Source organism: Bacillus sp. JNUCC-21 (genome assembly GCF_041222765.1).
GTDB classification, from domain to species: Bacteria; Bacillota; Bacilli; order Bacillales; family Bacillaceae; genus Bacillus; species Bacillus velezensis.
Window position 1 is genome coordinate 1,848,496 of the sequence record NZ_CP166019.1, and the last position, 16,644, is coordinate 1,865,139.

Consider the following 16,644-nt stretch of genomic DNA (forward strand, 5'->3'; position numbering starts at 1 on the left):
TTTTTGAAGGAATCGGTTGATGCTGGTATCAGCCTGTTTCCTTCAATCAGAGATTCTTTCATATTAAATGAACTGAAGGTTAAGCAGATGGAAAGGGCGTTAGAAAACAGCCTGGACGATGAAGAACGCATGATCATTGAGAAAAAATACTTAGCAGCCAGCCAAACGAAAGACATTCATATTTATATGGAACTCGGCATGAAGAAGGACACCTATTATGAAATAAAACAGCGTGCCATTTTACGCATTGCTACAGCACTCGGAATAATCTGAGTGCTTTTTTGTAGTAAGCAGTTGCGTGGGTGGGATTTCCTATTTTAACGTTATATGGTGTATTTTTCATTATGACTATGTTAGTCTCCTTAAAGGAAGGACTTGAAAACAAAAATAGTAAGCTTGCTTCTTGTATTGAGTTTAGTCTGCGGATTTGCACTTCCTTCTTATGCTAAGACATCGATGAATGAAAAGGTAAAAACCAATGTTTCTGGAATGAATGTTATAAGTCAGTCTGAAGGTGAAGCATCTTATACAATCGAATATGGCGGAAAACAGTATTTTATTGATCAAAAAACTCTAGATAAAGGAACCTCTAAAGAGTCGATTAAAGTTGATCAATATTTGTTAACTGATGGCCATCGAACACTAGTCGATTCTGCTACAGTTAATATTTCCGATGAATCAAGTGAGATGTCAACTCTAGCAAAATGTAGAGGGAAACAAGGTGTTTCGGTAGCAATTCCTATAGTCAAGGTGAGCATGAATTCGTGTGTAATTAAAAAATTCTTAGATATTGTTGAGGATGCTGACGGTATGGCAGGGGCTATCGCCGGGATAGCAGCATTGATAAAAAAAATACCTGGGATTTCAGTATATGCTGGAGCAATTGCAGGGGCAATGTTTGCTGGTAAGTATGCCATAAAAAAAGTATCCGATAATGGAAAGTACGGAATTTCTTATAATTGGATAATTGGTACCCCTGTTGTTGTACCCTGGAGAAATGGTTAATTATTAAGGTGGTAATATCAAATGAATCGTATATTAGTCTCAATAGCTATTATTATATTCCTGATTGAATATATTGTAGCTCCACTCACAGATATAGATACCGGAAAATACGGCACGTTTATAGGCTTAATATTATTGAGTATTACGGTTCTAAGGCTATCTGATAATGACAAATCATAAACTTTTGAAGGGAGCAGACTTCGGTCTGCTCTTTTTTGTTTATTTTATTTGGGTGGGAAAACGACAAATAAGCGACAAATTCCCGACAAAACAGGGGACAAATTGGGGGAGAAAAGGGGAGACTATATATGTTTGAAATCTCGATAAACTTAACCTATCAACAAAACACGGGTGACGCGCCTAACCCTTATAAATGGCGTATCCGGATACGGAACAAAGTTGTTGAGGAATGAAGTCGAATGAGAGGAACATTCTGAGCCTGGATAGCAGCTAGTCTGCGGTGGCCGTATCGGGGAATAGTATTATCGTGGTTCATTGTGCGATCTTGCTATACTTGGCCTTCCTCTCGGAGTATATGTTAGATCAATTTAATAAGCAATTAGCATAAGGAGGTTAATGATTAAATTTATCTTGAACTTTCTTTCGACAAATTTTGCATATTGTTTCTTTGTCCTTTTCTTTCACCGATAATAAGGTGGGGGCGATTAAGTTGAATTTTGAATCGAAATATTTAGTAAGATGGGGATTACCAGGATGGGTGTTTATGATATTTATAACCCTGTTGTACTTAATAAACGAACCAGGGTATATACCCCAAATTCTAAAGTATAAAGGTTTCTCGCTTGTAGGCTTTACTGCACTAGCAGCAGCACTAGGAATAATTTTAGGGCATATCATTCATCAGATTAGCTTGTTTTTGTGGTTTGTAATTCCTGAATACAGAAAAAGAAAATGGTTAGTTTACTTTGATAGAGAGTTTAAGATAGACAAGCGAATCGTTGAAGAAGAAGAACTTGGTAAGGGAATCAAAAACATATACAGTTATCGTTTAGGGCAACTACATGGAAGAAGGGGCTTGCTTACAAGTTTAATGCTGTCATTTATGACTATAATAATCCTCTGTTGTACAGATCTAAACTTACTCAGCGTAAAAACGATAATACTTGAAAGTGGTAACGGTGCTCTAATAATGATTATGCTGATAAATTATTATTATTTTGATAGGAACCTAGAATATTTTATGGACAGAGTAAATGAGTTTGAAAATCAAAGTAATTCAAGTGATAACTCTCAATAATATAATAATGAATAAAATTGCACCTCTATTAAGGTGCTTTTTTATATTCTCTGTAAACTGCGTCCGGTAAAACTCAGGGTAGACTATTGGCGGTTAACAGTATGAGTGTGGGGAGAGGTTAAAACAACATTATTAGGCTGTTTTTTCAATCCAATAGGGAGGACGTTATTGTTTCTTAATTCCTTTTTTATGTATAATGAATAAAAAAAGGATGAATAATTTGGCTATAGTACCTCTCATTATAAGTAGTTTTGCAGCTCTTATATCTTTATCTAGTTATTTCTTAACACGTAAAAATCTTCAAATTAACGATGCTCCCCGTCTAATAGCTAGCAATATAAAAAAGAGACTCGAGAATCAAAAAGTTACTATTTCTTTTGAAGTGAAGAACTATGGAAAAGGGGTAGCTTTAAAAACCTTTTTAATTATCACCGTAAAAGGTGGAAATAAAAAGGGAGATCAACATTACTTATCTAAACCATTAGTAACTCTAGAACCTGGGAAAACAGGAGTTTTGGAAATAGTCTTTAAAAAAAAGGAAACAGAAGATCAAATCTCTGGTGCTATTTTGGTAAGTCAAGATTTTTTTGATAATTTTCATATAACAGAAACTAATTTACAATTCAACAATCAGCATTTGAAGGAGTTTAGTAAACCAGTTAAGCAGATTTCAAAAATATTAAGAATGTGTACTCATAGAAGAATAAGGAAAATGATGAACCTTGCAAGCGATCAAGGCAACACAGCTGTTGACAGAAAACAAAAAGAGCAAAAAGAAATTATTGAAGAATTACAAAAAGCATTTCGAAAGTAAAAAATCTCTTATTACTTATTGTATTTTTTAAAATTGAATCTTTAAACCTTACTATATTTAATGCTGGTGCTGAACATCATTGACATCATTACCGGTATGATAAAAGCATGGAAATTCAAGGAGCTTCGCAGCCGGATCGCATGGTTCGGCTATGTCCGTAAAATGCTCAGTTTCCTTGTGGTTATCGTGGCAAATGCTATTGATACGATTATGGATCTGAACGGCGTCATGACCTTTGCAACCGTTCTTTTTTATATCGCAAATGAGGGCCTGTCCATCACGGAAAATTTGGCACAGATCGGCGTTAAAATTCCGGCCGTCATCACTGACCGGCTTCACGTAATTGAAAGCGACAACGATCAGAAAACAGAAAAAGAGGACAAAGCTGCTGAGTAAATTCAGCGGCTTATTTTATTACTCAAAAGGAGACGATAAAACATGGTGAAAATCACTAGAGACTTTATTCCAGTGGGGCACAATAACAGACCGGGATACGCAATGAACCCGGCAACATCACAGTTCATAACACGGCAAACACGGCACAAGGGGCAAGCGCAGCCATGCACGCCCGTTATGAGAAAAATCCGGAAACACCCACCAGCTGGCACTTTACAGTAGACGACAAAGAGATTTATCAGCATCTGCCATTGAATGAAAACGGATGGCACGCGGGAGACGGAAACCGCGGAACCGGCAACCGGAAATCTATCGGCATTGAAATTTGCGAGAATAGCGATGGGGATTTTGAGAAAGCCGTGGCGAATGCTCAATGGCTGATCAAAAAGCTCATGAAGGAGCAGGGCATTTCCCTTGCAAACGTGGTCCCTCACCAACACTGGTCCGGTAAGTATTGTCCTCGTAAGCTACTTGATCGTTGGGACTCTTTTAAGGCCGGCATAAGCGGTGCCACATCTTCACCTGCGAAAACAGAATTCAAGATCGGCGGGGCGACGTACACCGTGAAGAAAGGAGATGCCCTTTCTGTCATTGCACAGAAAACAGGCGTAAGCATGGCAACCCTGCAAAGCTTGAACGGTATCAAGGACCCGAACTTTATCAAAGCCGGTCAAGTATTAAAGTTGACTGGCTCGGCCAGCTCTCCGTCCAACGGAAAGAAATCATCTTACACGCTGCCGTCAGGCGTTTTAAAAGTGACAAGCCCCTTAACTAAGGAGACGGCCGTAAAACAGATTCAAACAGCGTTGGCGGCTCTCTATTACTATCCAGACAAAGGGGCAAAGGACAACGGAATAGATGGCTATTACGGACCGAGGACAAAAGCAAAGCTTGAAAAATTAATTTGAAAGAATAAAAAAATAACCGATACATTAAATGGCGTGCTATTAAAAGTTAGGAGAGATATATGTGAAAAAAAGCTTGTTAGTGGTTTTTGTAATTTTAGCTTTTGCTGTGTTAGTAAGTTATGTACCAGTGCAGGCAGAACAAACATCATCAGATTCAAAAGAATGGGTGCCGGAGGCTAATTTACCTGAAAGTCGTACCTCTGCTATGACAGCAAGTGTTAACGGGAAAATTTATGTGTTGGGAGGAACCTATAACGGAAATTCTACGAGTACAACTTATGTTTATGACCCGAAAAGTAATGTATGGATACAGAAAAAAAGTATGCCTCAAATTGTATCATCAGGTTCAGCTGTTGTGGTAGGGGAAAAGATATATGTACTTGGAGGGTCTTATTGGAGCAATGGCACACGTGTTCAACTACAGACCGTTTTAATATACGATACTCAAAATGATACTTGGGAGAAAGGAACAGATATGCCTGTTAAAGGATCAAGTTTTGGTTCTGCAGCAGTTATCGGCAATAAAATTTATGTGGTGTGGGGGAACAATGAGGGTCCTTCATCTAACTATTGTTACGATACAGAGCAAAAATCATGGTCTAAAAAAAATGATTTACCTTTATCAATACATGGTGCAACAGTACAGACTGTAGACAATAAAATTTATTTAATGGGCGGCTCTGATCAAAATTTGATACCTCCGAAAACAACCTATGATGTTATTTATGAGTACAATCAGAGTACTGATTCGTGGTTGGAAAAACAAAATTTAATTACTGGTGTAGCATTTGCTGCATCTACTGTATTAAATGGGGAAGTTTACATCATAGGTGGAGCAACTAGCAATAAAGAGGTTTCCGCAAAAGTCCAAGTATACAATCCAAAAGACAATACAATATCAGAGTGTAAAGAAATTAAGAATGCTAGAATGGCGGCTGGAGCAGCAACTATTGGACAGGATCTTTATATTATTGGTGGGCAATCTAAATATGATCCAATAACAAATGCAAAACTAGGTGTTTTAGATTCTGTCGAGATGTTTTCTACCAATGCTCAAACAGATGGGAATACCGATACATCAGATAAACCAACATCTGATCAGCACAGTGAGGGTGATCGAGCTATCCTTACTATAACAATGACAACAGGACTTGAAAAAGAATTTGATCTTTCGATGGAAGAGGTAAATGATTTCATTAACTGGTACGATCAAAAAGATTCAGGAACAGGCCCTTCGAGATACGAGATTGACAAGCACAATAATAATATTGGACCGTTTGAGAACAGAAAAGATCATGTAATCTTTAAGAATATCCTTACTTTTGAAGTAAATGAGTACTCAACGAATACAAGCAATAATCAAAGTGCTAAAACCACTTAACACGTATAGTCCCAAAACAGCAAATGCGGTCAAACGGTTCCAATCTATATACGGGTTAACTGCTGACGGAATTTACGGACCAAAAACGAAAGTAAAACTGGAAATATTATCGAAATAACAAAAAACCCTTCTCAAAAGGGAAGGGCTTTGTTTATATGGACTTTTTGTTTCTATTCTTCGTAGAGCTTATCTACCAATTCCGTAAACGAATTACATATGTGACTCAGAGCACCCTCTGGGTTTTCAAATGCAATTTCATGATCCCAAAAAACAAGAGAGGGATTACTATGATTCTTTCTAAAATCGTAGCAGATCTCATTACCAAACACATCATCCGCAATAGGAATTACTTTATCTGGCATTCTGCCGTCTCGATAACGATTAGAAACGTTAATTATGTATGACTCACTATCCTCATGGAAACTATGTAAGTATCCGAAAGCAATCCCTTTTCTTCCTTCAAAATCAAAAGTCTCAGGAGTTGGGGTAGCGCCAGAATAGCTTTTGACATATTCTAAATAATCTTTTGGAAACTTTACTTGTAGCGTATTTTCAACTTCTTGAATTTCTTCGTTACTGATAGGATGTTCACCGAAATCCCATTCAACCATGTTATAACTCTCCTTTATCTGTATTCGGAACCTCCGCCCCAGATATTTCTTCCACCAGTGTGCCCTGTCTTACCATGTATATCTGAATCAACTAGCTGCATTATACCTTCATTTTGATGATGATGCCACGTAAACCCTTTTGGTTTTTTCCCTTTGATAATTTGCTTCAACTGCATTTCTGTAAAGTGATTTTTTAACTCGGGATTTTTGTTGATTTCTTGCAACAGGAGTTCGGTTGCTTTTTTAAACTGTACAGTATCTTTTTCAAGATATAATGATTTATCAATTTTCACTTCTACAATGGAATCAAATATTGGAAAACCATCTTTATCATAAGGTATACCTGTTATAGGATGCACATCATTTTTTAAATGACCATTTTTTAAGTTAGTTGTTACTGTATTTCCAAAGGCATCTTTATGTGTGAACGGCGCGGCCTGTGTCAGCATATCTTGCTTTTTTTGAATTTCTTTCTTTAAAAGCGGGGTGTTTTTTACGTTATAGGTGTTTTCAATATCTTTCGCTATTCCAACAAGGGCAGGTTCGTTTTTATTTTTCAATAAAGAGTTGATATAGTCTGTTCCGTTTTTTATTCCTGTGTGTACATGGCTTGCAGCACCAGGCTCCAATACTTTTCCTACCTTGGAGATGCCTGTTTTTGCGAGTTTGCTTGATACGTTAACCGTCGAGCCCACACCTTTCAGGCCGACAAGGCTGCCCACCGCATAGGAGACGTAGTGCGCTCTAGAGTACGTATCACCATTCACCATTTGATCATTCCACGAATCGGCTAGGTGTGTCCATATGATTTTTGCGTAAGACGGAGTATTCAATACAGTAGAAATCGTTTTAACAACCTTTTGTTCATCAGAGAGCTGATAAAAGTCCCAAGTGCCGACAGCGAGATCTTTCAGCCCTAACACAGTATCTTTCCCAACATCATAAAGGCCGACTGCAACCCCTTTGAAACCGTCTGTGAGTTCTTGCGTGTTTTGAATTTGAGTAAAGTATCGCTGCTGTTCTTTTGTCAGGTTTTCATAACCGATCGTTTTGGCCATTGAGTAGAACTCAGCAGCATTCTCATAGTCGAAATTGTTCAGTCTATCTTTCAGTTTTTCAATCTCACGTTCCCTTGCTTCTTTTTCCTTAATCGTAAGATAAGCATCAGAGTGTCTTGCAATCTCGCCTTTTTTCTTATGTATGTCGCTTTCACGGTACGCCTTGGCGTTGTAGTGAAGGGGAGTGGCGTTTTTCCCTTTGCCTGTGGCGTTTTGAAGCTGCTGGAAGTCAGCTTGGATGAACTGTTCGTTCGCTTCGGTTTCTGCGTATTCTCTGGTTAGATCGTGATCAAGCTTGCTGAGTTTATGTATTGTTTCGCTTCTTTTTTTGTCAGCTGAAGTAAGCTTCTGATCTGTGCTCTCGGTTGAAAACAAATCGAGCGAGATGATGTCTTCGATCTCACCGAGGATGGAGCGCATATCCTTTTTCTGCTCTTTCATAATCGCCTTTGATTTATTCAAGGCGTGAGTGAGCTCGTGCTCCAGAAATGATTCTTCTACATGAGACTGGGAAAGACCTGCTTCTTCGACTTTGCCGGGAAGGCTTGTGAGAAATGCGATTTTCATGTTAATAAGATCGAGCCACTGGTCGGCAAATCCAGCATGGTCTTGAAAGTACGCCTTTATATTATCCGCGCCTTTTCCGGAAAACTCATCGGCACCCAGATCGGCAACACCTTGGAAAGCTTTTTTCAATTCGATCATCTGATGCCGTAACTCTTTATACTCGTTTACACGTTTTTCTGCGGCAGAAAGTAATGTTTTCGCTTCAAAAACTTTCATAGACACACCCTTTCATATGGATTTATAACAAGATTTTACCATATGATTGACGTGCCTGCAGTTAACTGTTAACCTGCTTTGGCGGTACGAAGGGAGGGAAGTCTATGAAACTACGAGATATAAAGCCTGGGAAACTGGAAATTGCTTTTGCTTTCGCATAGTCAAAAAGGCTCTTTGAGTCAAAGAAGAGTAATGTTTTATCAGTGCTTCTGAATAATTTTTCAATTTTATGACTGACATCCTTTGCAGGATTTTGTTCAGTTTCATAAATCCCGTATGCAATGTATTCCGTTTCTGAATCTGATATGGCTTTAATAAGATGCCTGTCATATTCTTCATTGAGATCCTGACCGAATATAGTTAAGCCGCCGCCAATACGCCTTAAACTTCTATAACAATATGAAAGATACGGATTTTGCTTTATTTGTGTCAGTTTCATATTGGAATTACCCTCCGAAACATATAAGGGGAACTTCTTTTCTTCAAATTGTTCTGTTATTGCCATTAACAAGTCGCCGGAGGACGGGGTTTTTTTTATGTTTCCATACTCTTCATAAAAATGAAGGGCTCCATGCAGGTAAAATACACTCAGCTTATTTGTCTTTTCAAATACCTCTTCTGAAAAAATTACTGTTTGATCATGGTAAGACCTCCAGCCAAAGCCATCGCTTACTAATTTTTCGTCAAACATAGGAGCGCAACCCCAATATGTCAATAGATCATAATTTGTGGTAAAAATATTTTGCCTAAACATGTGAAAAGTCCAAGCTATCTTATCTTGATTTACGTCCCAAAAAGGCGGATGCATGTCCTTTACAGCTTTAATTAAAAGGTTTTTAATATTACGGTAACTTTCGTGCAGGTGATCAGACGATATTTGATATGCATTATTCACCGCTTCTGTTTTCAAGAGAGAATTAAGTACCATTTCGAAATTTGTAGTGTTTAATACTGTTTCAAACAGTTCTCTATCCACAGAAGTTAATTCATCCTTTATCTTTTCATAAAACCCTATGTAACCAAAACCGCGGTTAATAGCTTGTGAAAAACCATTGCCATACAAAAAATTATCTAATACTTCGGGATGATCTGTAACTATGTCTTCGAACTTATTCAATGTGATAACACCTCATTTTGTTTATTATGCGCCGCGTTGCGTACAAGTTAAACAGAGTAGTATACTTTTAATAACAAATTTCGGAGGTACAATAAGTGGAATACAAAACAATCACTGTTACAAAACCTCGTTTCGGAATCGGGAGAATCCTGTGTTTATTGGTTGGATTATTTCTTTTAGCCAGCGCGTTACTTGTGAGCCTGACTATCATCGGAATTTTTGCCGGCGCATTCTTATTGATATTGAGCCTACCTTTTTTCGCTGCTGCGAAAGGCGGGGCTCGATATACGTGTCCAAACTGCGGTTACCAAAAAAATGGGGTGGCTAATGGGAAGGTAAACGCCTCCTGCAAACGTTGCAGGCAGAACATAGCTGTCAATTGGATAGACAAGTCCACAAAAAATTCAGAAAGCATAAGTTAGAAAACACCCTTTCCTTAAATCGGAAGGGGTGTTTTTTACGTTTATGATATCCGCAACCTCACGAAATTACCACCCCCTCATAAGCCCTTCACGCGAAATTCCTTTCGTTTTCAGAGTAGTTCTATCAAAGAGAGGGAGCGTCTGCCCATTATTTCTTATTCCCCCCTAAAAACCTCTACTCGATTGTTTAAGGTGTTATTCCCTTTATATGTATATCTTTAGATTACAATAAAAATCCAAAAATGAATAGATGTGGGCACCCACAAAGACACCCACAAAACACCCACAAATATAATATACTTGATGATTTCTTATTCGAAGAGAAATAATAAAAAGTCTGTAATTCAACATTTATCATGCACTATGACATTGCAATATTGCCTAGGTTATAATCCGCACACAGGTTCATCCGTGGGAGCGCGAACAATACATGTCTCAGTATTAATCTCTCAATCCCTTGGCACTATTGGTGTCAGGGGATTTTTTGGTTTTGGTCATAAGATTAAAAGAACAACATTTTTGTCCTTGGCCAAAATATGACCAAAAAAAATTGAAGTTATGAATCTAACTCCATAATTGAGGACACGTATTTATTGTAATCCCTTATTCGGTTTAGGATGAAGGCTAAATGAAGCCAATTATGTTCTAAAAAATTGAACCGGCCATTTTTATTTTCAAAAAGCAGGAGCAGGAAATTCATCAATTTTGATACGAAGTAAACTATAAGGTTTCTGTCGTAAGTCCTTTCCATAATGAAATCTAGCCTGCCGATGTAATTGGTTCACGATGACATATAAGTATTCATCCGGACCAATCGAAAAAGTATCCGGCCATAAAATTCTCGGATCATGTGCGATGGTTTCCATTGTGCCATTCGGCAGCATCTTTCGAATACTATTGTTCTCATAATCTCCGGCATAAATGGCTCCTTTTGCATCTGTAATCATTCCATCAGACGCGCCTTTTTCTCCCCAATACGCCACATGATAAAGTAAATCCATGTCCGGTATATTTCTATCTCTCAGGGCTTCTGTTGAGATCGAGAACAGATGACGGCTGGTCAGTGGACAAAAAAATAATACCTTTCCGTCAGGAGAAATCGCAATACCGTCGGATGCCAGCCTAAACGGGGAAGTTGAACCATCCCTGTTACGATTCATCAAAATTTTGCCTTCTACTTTCGGTATAAAAGAGGAATCCGGTGAAGTTGGATTTGCTCCATTTAACCGTCTAAATGCGTTTCCGGTTTCTAAATCCACGACGATAATAGCTCCTGGTCCTTTGGAAGAAGAATCCGTTATATAGGCATAAGCTGCAGTTCCAACACGAAAATCAAATCGGACATCATTCAGGTAAGTTGTTGGAAGGACAACATCTTCTGTAAAGGTATAAACTCTTCTGATTGTATTGGTTTTTAAATCAACAGCGACTAATTTTGCCCCGCCTTTAATTGGTTCAGAAAAATTGGGTGCCGCCGTATCTAGTACCCAAAGGGTTCCTCTCCCATCAGTAACTACACTTTGGACACTGATGAAAGTCATTTTGATATTCTCAGGGTTAACCAAATTGGTTTGTAAATCAGGATAAGGCTGCAATTTATCCCCAATTATCTCCGCCACCGTAAATTTAACATCGTCTCCCCATTTCGGAAAACAAATGAAAATACGACCACTTTCTGAAACCGTAACACCGGTAGGCATAGCTCCATAAAATGCATAAACCAGTTCTAAATCACCGAAATAATTTTCAAAAGGCAGCATAGGTTTCATCATATCCTCCTCAACCAATTAAACGGGATATCACTTATATATGATTCCCATTTTTTCTAGTGCATGTTTCTTAATAAGTTTTTCTAAACAAAAGATGATGGAAGTGCTTATCATTTAATAAATCAGTCAGGTGACACAGGGGGTTTTTACTTAACGTCTGTCGAAGCAGTCGGCAATTACAACATGGTATGTCCTTTGCCGGTTTTAAATTCTCTGAAAAAAGAGTTGAAAAAGCAGAAAAGATTTTATAATATGAAATCAAGTTAGTTTGTTCGATCAACAAACTAATAAAACCACTTTAATTGTCCATCATGTAAAGGTCTTAAATGGGAGGGGGATAAGAGGCTCGATTTAATTGGAGGTATATAAAAAGCGAAAGCCAAGCTTTTATCCTGTTCACTGCTATCTGATCACCATTTGGATGTTGAAAATGCTCTGTGAAAGTAAACCGCTATCAATCTTTTGAAAGCGCTTTTATATGCCGCTCACTGGCCGATAATTTTAAAGAAATGTTATACCATTCATCATGTTCCTTATGTAAAGGATCGAAAAGGGGAGAAATCATGCTCAGTGAAAATGTAAAGAAGATCAGCATGGTTGAAAAAGTTGGATATGCGTCTGGAGATTTTGCATGTAATTTAATTTATGCAACAGTGTCTACGTATCTTTTGTTCTTCTATACAGATGTTTTTGGTTTATCGGCAGCAGCAGCCGGTACGATGTTTTTAGTGGTGAGAATCATCGACGCTCTCGCTGATCCTTTTATCGGAACAATAGTTGACAGAACAACTAGCAGGTTTGGCCGCTTTAGACCGTATCTTTTATTCGGAGCTTTTCCCTTTGTCATATTGGCCATCCTCTGTTTTACAACCCCGGATTTTTCGGATATGGGGAAATTAATATATGCCTATATCACCTATGTCGGCTTATCGCTTACATACACAATGATAAACGTGCCATATGGCGCGTTAACATCTGCAATGACCAGAAATAATCAAGAAGTTGTTAGTATAACGTCTGTCCGTATGTTATTTGCGAATCTTGGAGGACTTGTCGTTGCATTTTTTGTTCCCTTACTGGCTGCTTATTTAAGCGATAATTCCGGCAGCGAATCTCTTGGCTGGCAGCTAACCATGGGTATTATGGGAGTTATAGGCGGGTGCCTTTTAATCTTTTGTTTTAAAAGCACAAAAGAGCGTGTCACGCTTAAAAAATCTGAAGAAAAAATTAAATTTTCTGATATATTTGAGCAGTTTCGTGTTAATCGGCCTCTAGTTGTATTAAGTATTTTCTTTATTATTATTTTTGGAGTGAATTCAATCAGTAATTCGGTTGGCATCTATTACGTAACGTATAATTTAGGAAGAGCGGATTTAGTGAAGTGGTACGGTTTGTTGGGAAGTTTGCCTGCTTTGGTCATTTTACCGTTTATTCCAAAGCTTCATCAATTATTAGGGAAGAAGAAATTACTAAACTATGCATTATTACTGAATATGATCGGTCTCTTAGCATTACTTTTCGTTCCGTCAAGTAATGTATTCCTCATACTTTCCTTTCGATTGCTGGCCGCTGCAGGAAGTCTCACTGCCGGGGGGTATATGTGGGCGCTTATTCCTGAAACAATAGAATATGGAGAGTATAAGACCGGGAAAAGAATGGGCGGTCTCATATACGCTATTATCGGATTTTTCTTTAAATTCGGCATGGCCTTGGGAGGGGTTGTACCGGGTTTGGTTCTAGATCAGTTTGGATATGTGGCAAATCAGGTGCAAACGCCGGAGGCATTGACGGGAATTTTAATTACAACAACCATTATTCCCGTGTTCTTACTGGTTCTGGCCATGATTGATATTAATTTCTATAACTTAGATGAGAAAAAATATAAAAGCATGGTTCGAGAATTAGAGAATAGAGACAAAGTTTATTTGGATCATATTGACGATTTCAAAGCTTAAAAACATGATGAGTCAACAGAAAATAGCTGAGGAGGAGTTCAAAATGAAGATTATCAATCCAGTACTTAAAGGATTCAACCCCGATCCGAGTATTTGCAGGGTTGGAGAGGATTATTATATCGCTGTATCTACATTTGAGTGGTTTCCGGGAGTCCAGATACACCACTCAAAAGATTTAGTCAATTGGCACTTAGTTGCACATCCATTACAGAGAGTATCACAATTAGACATGAAAGGAAATCCTAATTCAGGCGGGGTCTGGGCGCCATGTTTAAGTTACAGCGACGGAAAGTTTTGGCTGATCTATACGGATGTTAAGGTCGTAGATGGCGCCTGGAAAGATTGCCACAATTATTTAGTGACTTGTGACACGATTGATGGTGATTGGGGGGAGCCGATCACATTAAACAGCTCGGGTTTTGATGCTTCTTTGTTCCATGATACGGATGGGAAAAAATATTTATTAAATATGTTATGGGATCAGCGTATTGATCGGCACTCCTTTGGAGGCATTGTCATGCAGGAATATTCTGATAAGGAGCAAAAACTAATCGGTAAACCGAAAGTGATTTTTAAAGGAACTGAAAGAAAGCTGACAGAAGCGCCGCACCTTTACCGTATCGGGAACTATTATTATTTATTAACCGCAGAAGGAGGAACACGGTTCGAACATGCTGCTACAATTGCCCGTTCTGCAAATATTGAGGGTCCATATGAAGTACATCCTGATAATCCTATCTTAACGTCATGGCATGCGCCGGAAAATCCGCTGCAAAAATGCGGACATGCATCAATTGTACAAACACATACAGGCGAGTGGTATTTAGCTCATTTAACGGGACGTCCCATTCATCCGGACGATGATTCAATTTTTCAGCAGAGAGGATATTGTCCTCTGGGCAGAGAAACAGCTATTCAAAAGCTCTATTGGAAAGATGGCTGGCCTTATGTAGAAGGCGGAAAAGAAGGGAGCTTGGAAGTGGATGCGCCTTCTATACCAGAAACAATGTTTGAAGACACGTATCCGGAAGTTGATGAATTTGAGGATGCAACATTAAATATTAATTTTCAAACGTTAAGAATTCCGTTTACGGAGAAATTAGGATCATTAACTCAAGTGCCAAATCATTTACGATTATACGGCCATGAATCCTTAACTTCGACATTTACTCAGGCATTTGTAGCCAGACGCTGGCAAAGTCTCCATTTTGAAGCGGAAACGGCTGTTGCGTTTTATCCGGAAAATTTTCAGCAAGCCGCTGGTTTGGTGAACTATTACAATACAGAGAATTGGACGGCTCTTCAAGTCACGTATGATGAAGAACTTGGCCGTATTCTTGAATTAACGATATGTGATAACTTTTCTTTTTCACAGCCATTAAAAAATAAAATTGTGATTCCTCGTGAAGTCAAGTATGTCTATTTAAAAGTGAATATTGAGAACGAAAAATATTTATATTTGTATTCATTTAACAAAGAAGATTGGCACAAAATCGACATTGCATTAGAATCGAAAAAATTATCAGATGATTACATCCGCGGCGGGGGATTCTTTACAGGAGCTTTTGTAGGGATGCAATGCCAAGATACGAGCGGTCATCATATTTCGGCCGACTTCAGATATTTTCGTTATAAAGAAAAATAATTAGCACATGAAAAAGGAGATTTCTATTTTAGAACTCCTTTTTCATATTAGAAGGTGCCTATGTCAGTATTGATTCAGAAATACGCCTAGAATAAAAAAACCCATCTTTAAAGATGAGCGTAAAACATAGAAGTATGTACATTTCAGTTATGAACCATGTCGAGAAAATGATCAATAACAATAGAGGACATTCCTAGAGCAGGGGCATTTTTTCCTAAGATAGATGGTAATAATTCATAGCTATTGTCTAGTTGGGAATAAACCCTGGATGACACTTCGCTTTTAATTGAATGTAAAACCATAGGATGCGATTCAATGATGCTGTTTCTTAAAATGATGGCTTGCGGATTAAATGTATTTAAAATATTGGTCAGGCCTATTCCTAAATAGAAACCAAAATTCTGTAATGCCTGTAAAGTTCCAACATCATTCAGATGGGCAAGGTCTATGATATCTTGGCTGGACACTTTTTTCTCTTTCGTCTGAAGAGATGTTAATAAAGCCTTCTCTGAAGCATACAATTCCCAGCAGCCTCGGTTTCCGCAGCTGCATTTAGGACCCTTAAAGTCTATTGTCATATGTCCCATTTCTCCAGAGAATCCGCCAACCCCTCTATATAAATGATTGTTGATCATAACGCCGATCCCTATTCCTGTACCGATACTTGCATAAATAATGTTATCGTGATTTTTTGCAGCACCAAATACTTTTTCTCCATATGCGCCGGCATTTGCCTCATTTTCAATAAAAACGGGCACATTGAACTTCTTTTGGATGAAAGATTTTAAGTCAATATCTCTCCAGTTGGCGTTCGGAGCGAAAACAATTTTTTGATTTTTGTCAATCAGCCCGGGCGCGCATATCCCTATACCAATAAGACCGTATGGAGATTGCGGCATTTTTGCAATAAAGTGATGAATCATCTCAATTAAAATATCTTTAGTGATTTCTGGAGAATTGCATTCCAAATGATGGTGTTGATCAAGGACGATCGTCCCTTCAAGATCTGTTAAAATGCCATTAACATAATCCACGCCAACATCTATTCCTACGGAGTATCCTGCTTTTTTATTAAAAACAAGCATGACGGGTCTTCTGCCGCCGCTTGATTGTCCCTGACCTATTTCAAATACGAGGTTTTCTTTCATTAATGTGTTTACCTGTGAGGAAACAGTTGATTTATTTAATCCGGTCATTTCAGATAATTTTGCTCTTGAAATAGGTGAATTTTTAAGTATTTCGTTTAGTAATAACTTTTGGTTAACTTTTTTGACAAAGGCTTGATCAGCGATATCCACTTCATCCACTCCATTTGTATAATCTTTAAATTAAGTTGAACGTTCTGTGTTATCGTGCGAAACGCAGTACATAGCGAATCCAACCTTTATTATATCTAATGTGTTCGTAAAAAACTAAAAAAAATATTGAAAATACTGATGAGGTTATATAAGATGAAAATAAGTTAGTTTGTTTAGACAACAAACTAATGTGCAACATGATATAAAAGCATTTGTATTTGAAT

The 16,644-nt window shown here is 38.0% G+C and carries 12 protein-coding genes and 3 pseudogenes; 10 read left to right on the forward strand and 5 right to left on the reverse strand.

Features of this window, described 5'->3' with window-relative positions; all coding sequences use genetic code 11:
• Positions 1–6: 6 nt before the first annotated feature.
• From JNUCC21_RS09145 to JNUCC21_RS09180, 8 genes and pseudogenes are all read left to right on the forward strand, one after another.
• Positions 7–273 (forward strand): annotated as a pseudogene (locus JNUCC21_RS09145) (ArpU family phage packaging/lysis transcriptional regulator); the annotation flags it as partial.
• A gap of 102 nt (positions 274–375) precedes the next feature.
• Positions 376–1,005: a hypothetical protein gene (locus JNUCC21_RS09150; protein ID WP_041482194.1), complete on the forward strand. Its 630-nt coding sequence runs from the start codon at positions 376–378 to the stop codon at positions 1,003–1,005.
• A 670-nt stretch (positions 1,006–1,675) separates the two neighbouring features.
• A complete protein-coding gene (locus JNUCC21_RS09155) occupies positions 1,676–2,263 on the forward strand; it encodes a hypothetical protein (RefSeq protein WP_144664669.1) in 588 nt (195 codons plus the stop codon).
• Positions 2,264–2,483: 220 nt separating this feature from the next.
• Positions 2,484–3,077, forward strand: a complete 594-nt coding sequence (locus JNUCC21_RS09160) for a hypothetical protein (RefSeq protein WP_144664668.1) — start codon at positions 2,484–2,486, stop codon at positions 3,075–3,077.
• Between the two features lie 60 nt (positions 3,078–3,137).
• Complete coding sequence (locus JNUCC21_RS09165; RefSeq protein ID WP_064107798.1) at positions 3,138–3,473, forward strand: holin family protein; 336 nt, start codon at positions 3,138–3,140, stop codon at positions 3,471–3,473.
• 42 nt (positions 3,474–3,515) lie between these two features.
• A pseudogene (locus tag JNUCC21_RS09170) lies at positions 3,516–4,381 on the forward strand (N-acetylmuramoyl-L-alanine amidase).
• A gap of 61 nt (positions 4,382–4,442) precedes the next feature.
• Positions 4,443–5,762: a Kelch repeat-containing protein gene (locus JNUCC21_RS09175; RefSeq protein ID WP_369878757.1), complete on the forward strand. Its 1,320-nt coding sequence runs from the start codon at positions 4,443–4,445 to the stop codon at positions 5,760–5,762.
• 4 nt (positions 5,763–5,766) lie between these two features.
• A pseudogene (locus JNUCC21_RS09180) lies at positions 5,767–5,880 on the forward strand (peptidoglycan-binding protein); the annotation flags it as partial.
• A 52-nt stretch (positions 5,881–5,932) separates the two neighbouring features.
• On the opposite strand, the gene JNUCC21_RS09185 reads toward JNUCC21_RS09180, so the two are convergent.
• The 4 genes from JNUCC21_RS09185 to JNUCC21_RS09200 all read right to left on the reverse strand — a co-directional run bounded on the left by JNUCC21_RS09185 (position 5,933) and on the right by JNUCC21_RS09200 (position 11,522).
• Positions 5,933–6,373, reverse strand: a complete 441-nt coding sequence (locus tag JNUCC21_RS09185; RefSeq protein ID WP_048367302.1) for an SMI1/KNR4 family protein — start codon at positions 6,371–6,373, stop codon at positions 5,933–5,935.
• A gap of 14 nt (positions 6,374–6,387) precedes the next feature.
• Positions 6,388–8,214: a T7SS effector LXG polymorphic toxin gene (locus JNUCC21_RS09190; protein ID WP_369878758.1), complete on the reverse strand. Its 1,827-nt coding sequence runs from the start codon at positions 8,212–8,214 to the stop codon at positions 6,388–6,390.
• Between the two features lie 61 nt (positions 8,215–8,275).
• Positions 8,276–9,331 (reverse strand): DUF4917 family protein, encoded by a 1,056-nt coding sequence (locus JNUCC21_RS09195; protein ID WP_369878759.1) that lies wholly within the window; start codon positions 9,329–9,331, stop codon positions 8,276–8,278.
• A gap of 1,096 nt (positions 9,332–10,427) precedes the next feature.
• The gene (locus tag JNUCC21_RS09200) at positions 10,428–11,522 is read right to left on the reverse strand and encodes an L-dopachrome tautomerase-related protein (RefSeq protein ID WP_369878760.1); all 1,095 of its coding nucleotides are present in this window, start codon (positions 11,520–11,522) and stop codon (positions 10,428–10,430) included.
• A 563-nt stretch (positions 11,523–12,085) separates the two neighbouring features.
• Here JNUCC21_RS09200 and JNUCC21_RS09205 point away from each other — a divergent pair.
• Together JNUCC21_RS09205 and xynB are read left to right on the forward strand one after the other, a co-directional pair.
• Positions 12,086–13,477, forward strand: coding sequence for an MFS transporter (locus tag JNUCC21_RS09205; RefSeq protein WP_369878761.1), 1,392 nt, complete (start codon positions 12,086–12,088; stop codon positions 13,475–13,477).
• Positions 13,478–13,520: 43 nt separating this feature from the next.
• Positions 13,521–15,122 carry a xylan 1,4-beta-xylosidase gene (gene xynB, locus JNUCC21_RS09210; RefSeq protein WP_369878762.1) on the forward strand — a complete coding sequence of 534 codons (1,602 nt, stop codon included), beginning with the start codon at positions 13,521–13,523 and terminating at the stop codon, positions 15,120–15,122.
• 143 nt (positions 15,123–15,265) lie between these two features.
• Here xynB and JNUCC21_RS09215 read toward each other — a convergent pair whose 3' ends face one another.
• Positions 15,266–16,420 carry a xylose repressor gene (locus JNUCC21_RS09215; RefSeq protein WP_007410360.1) on the reverse strand — a complete coding sequence of 385 codons (1,155 nt, stop codon included), beginning with the start codon at positions 16,418–16,420 and terminating at the stop codon, positions 15,266–15,268.
• Positions 16,421–16,644 lie beyond the last annotated feature (224 nt).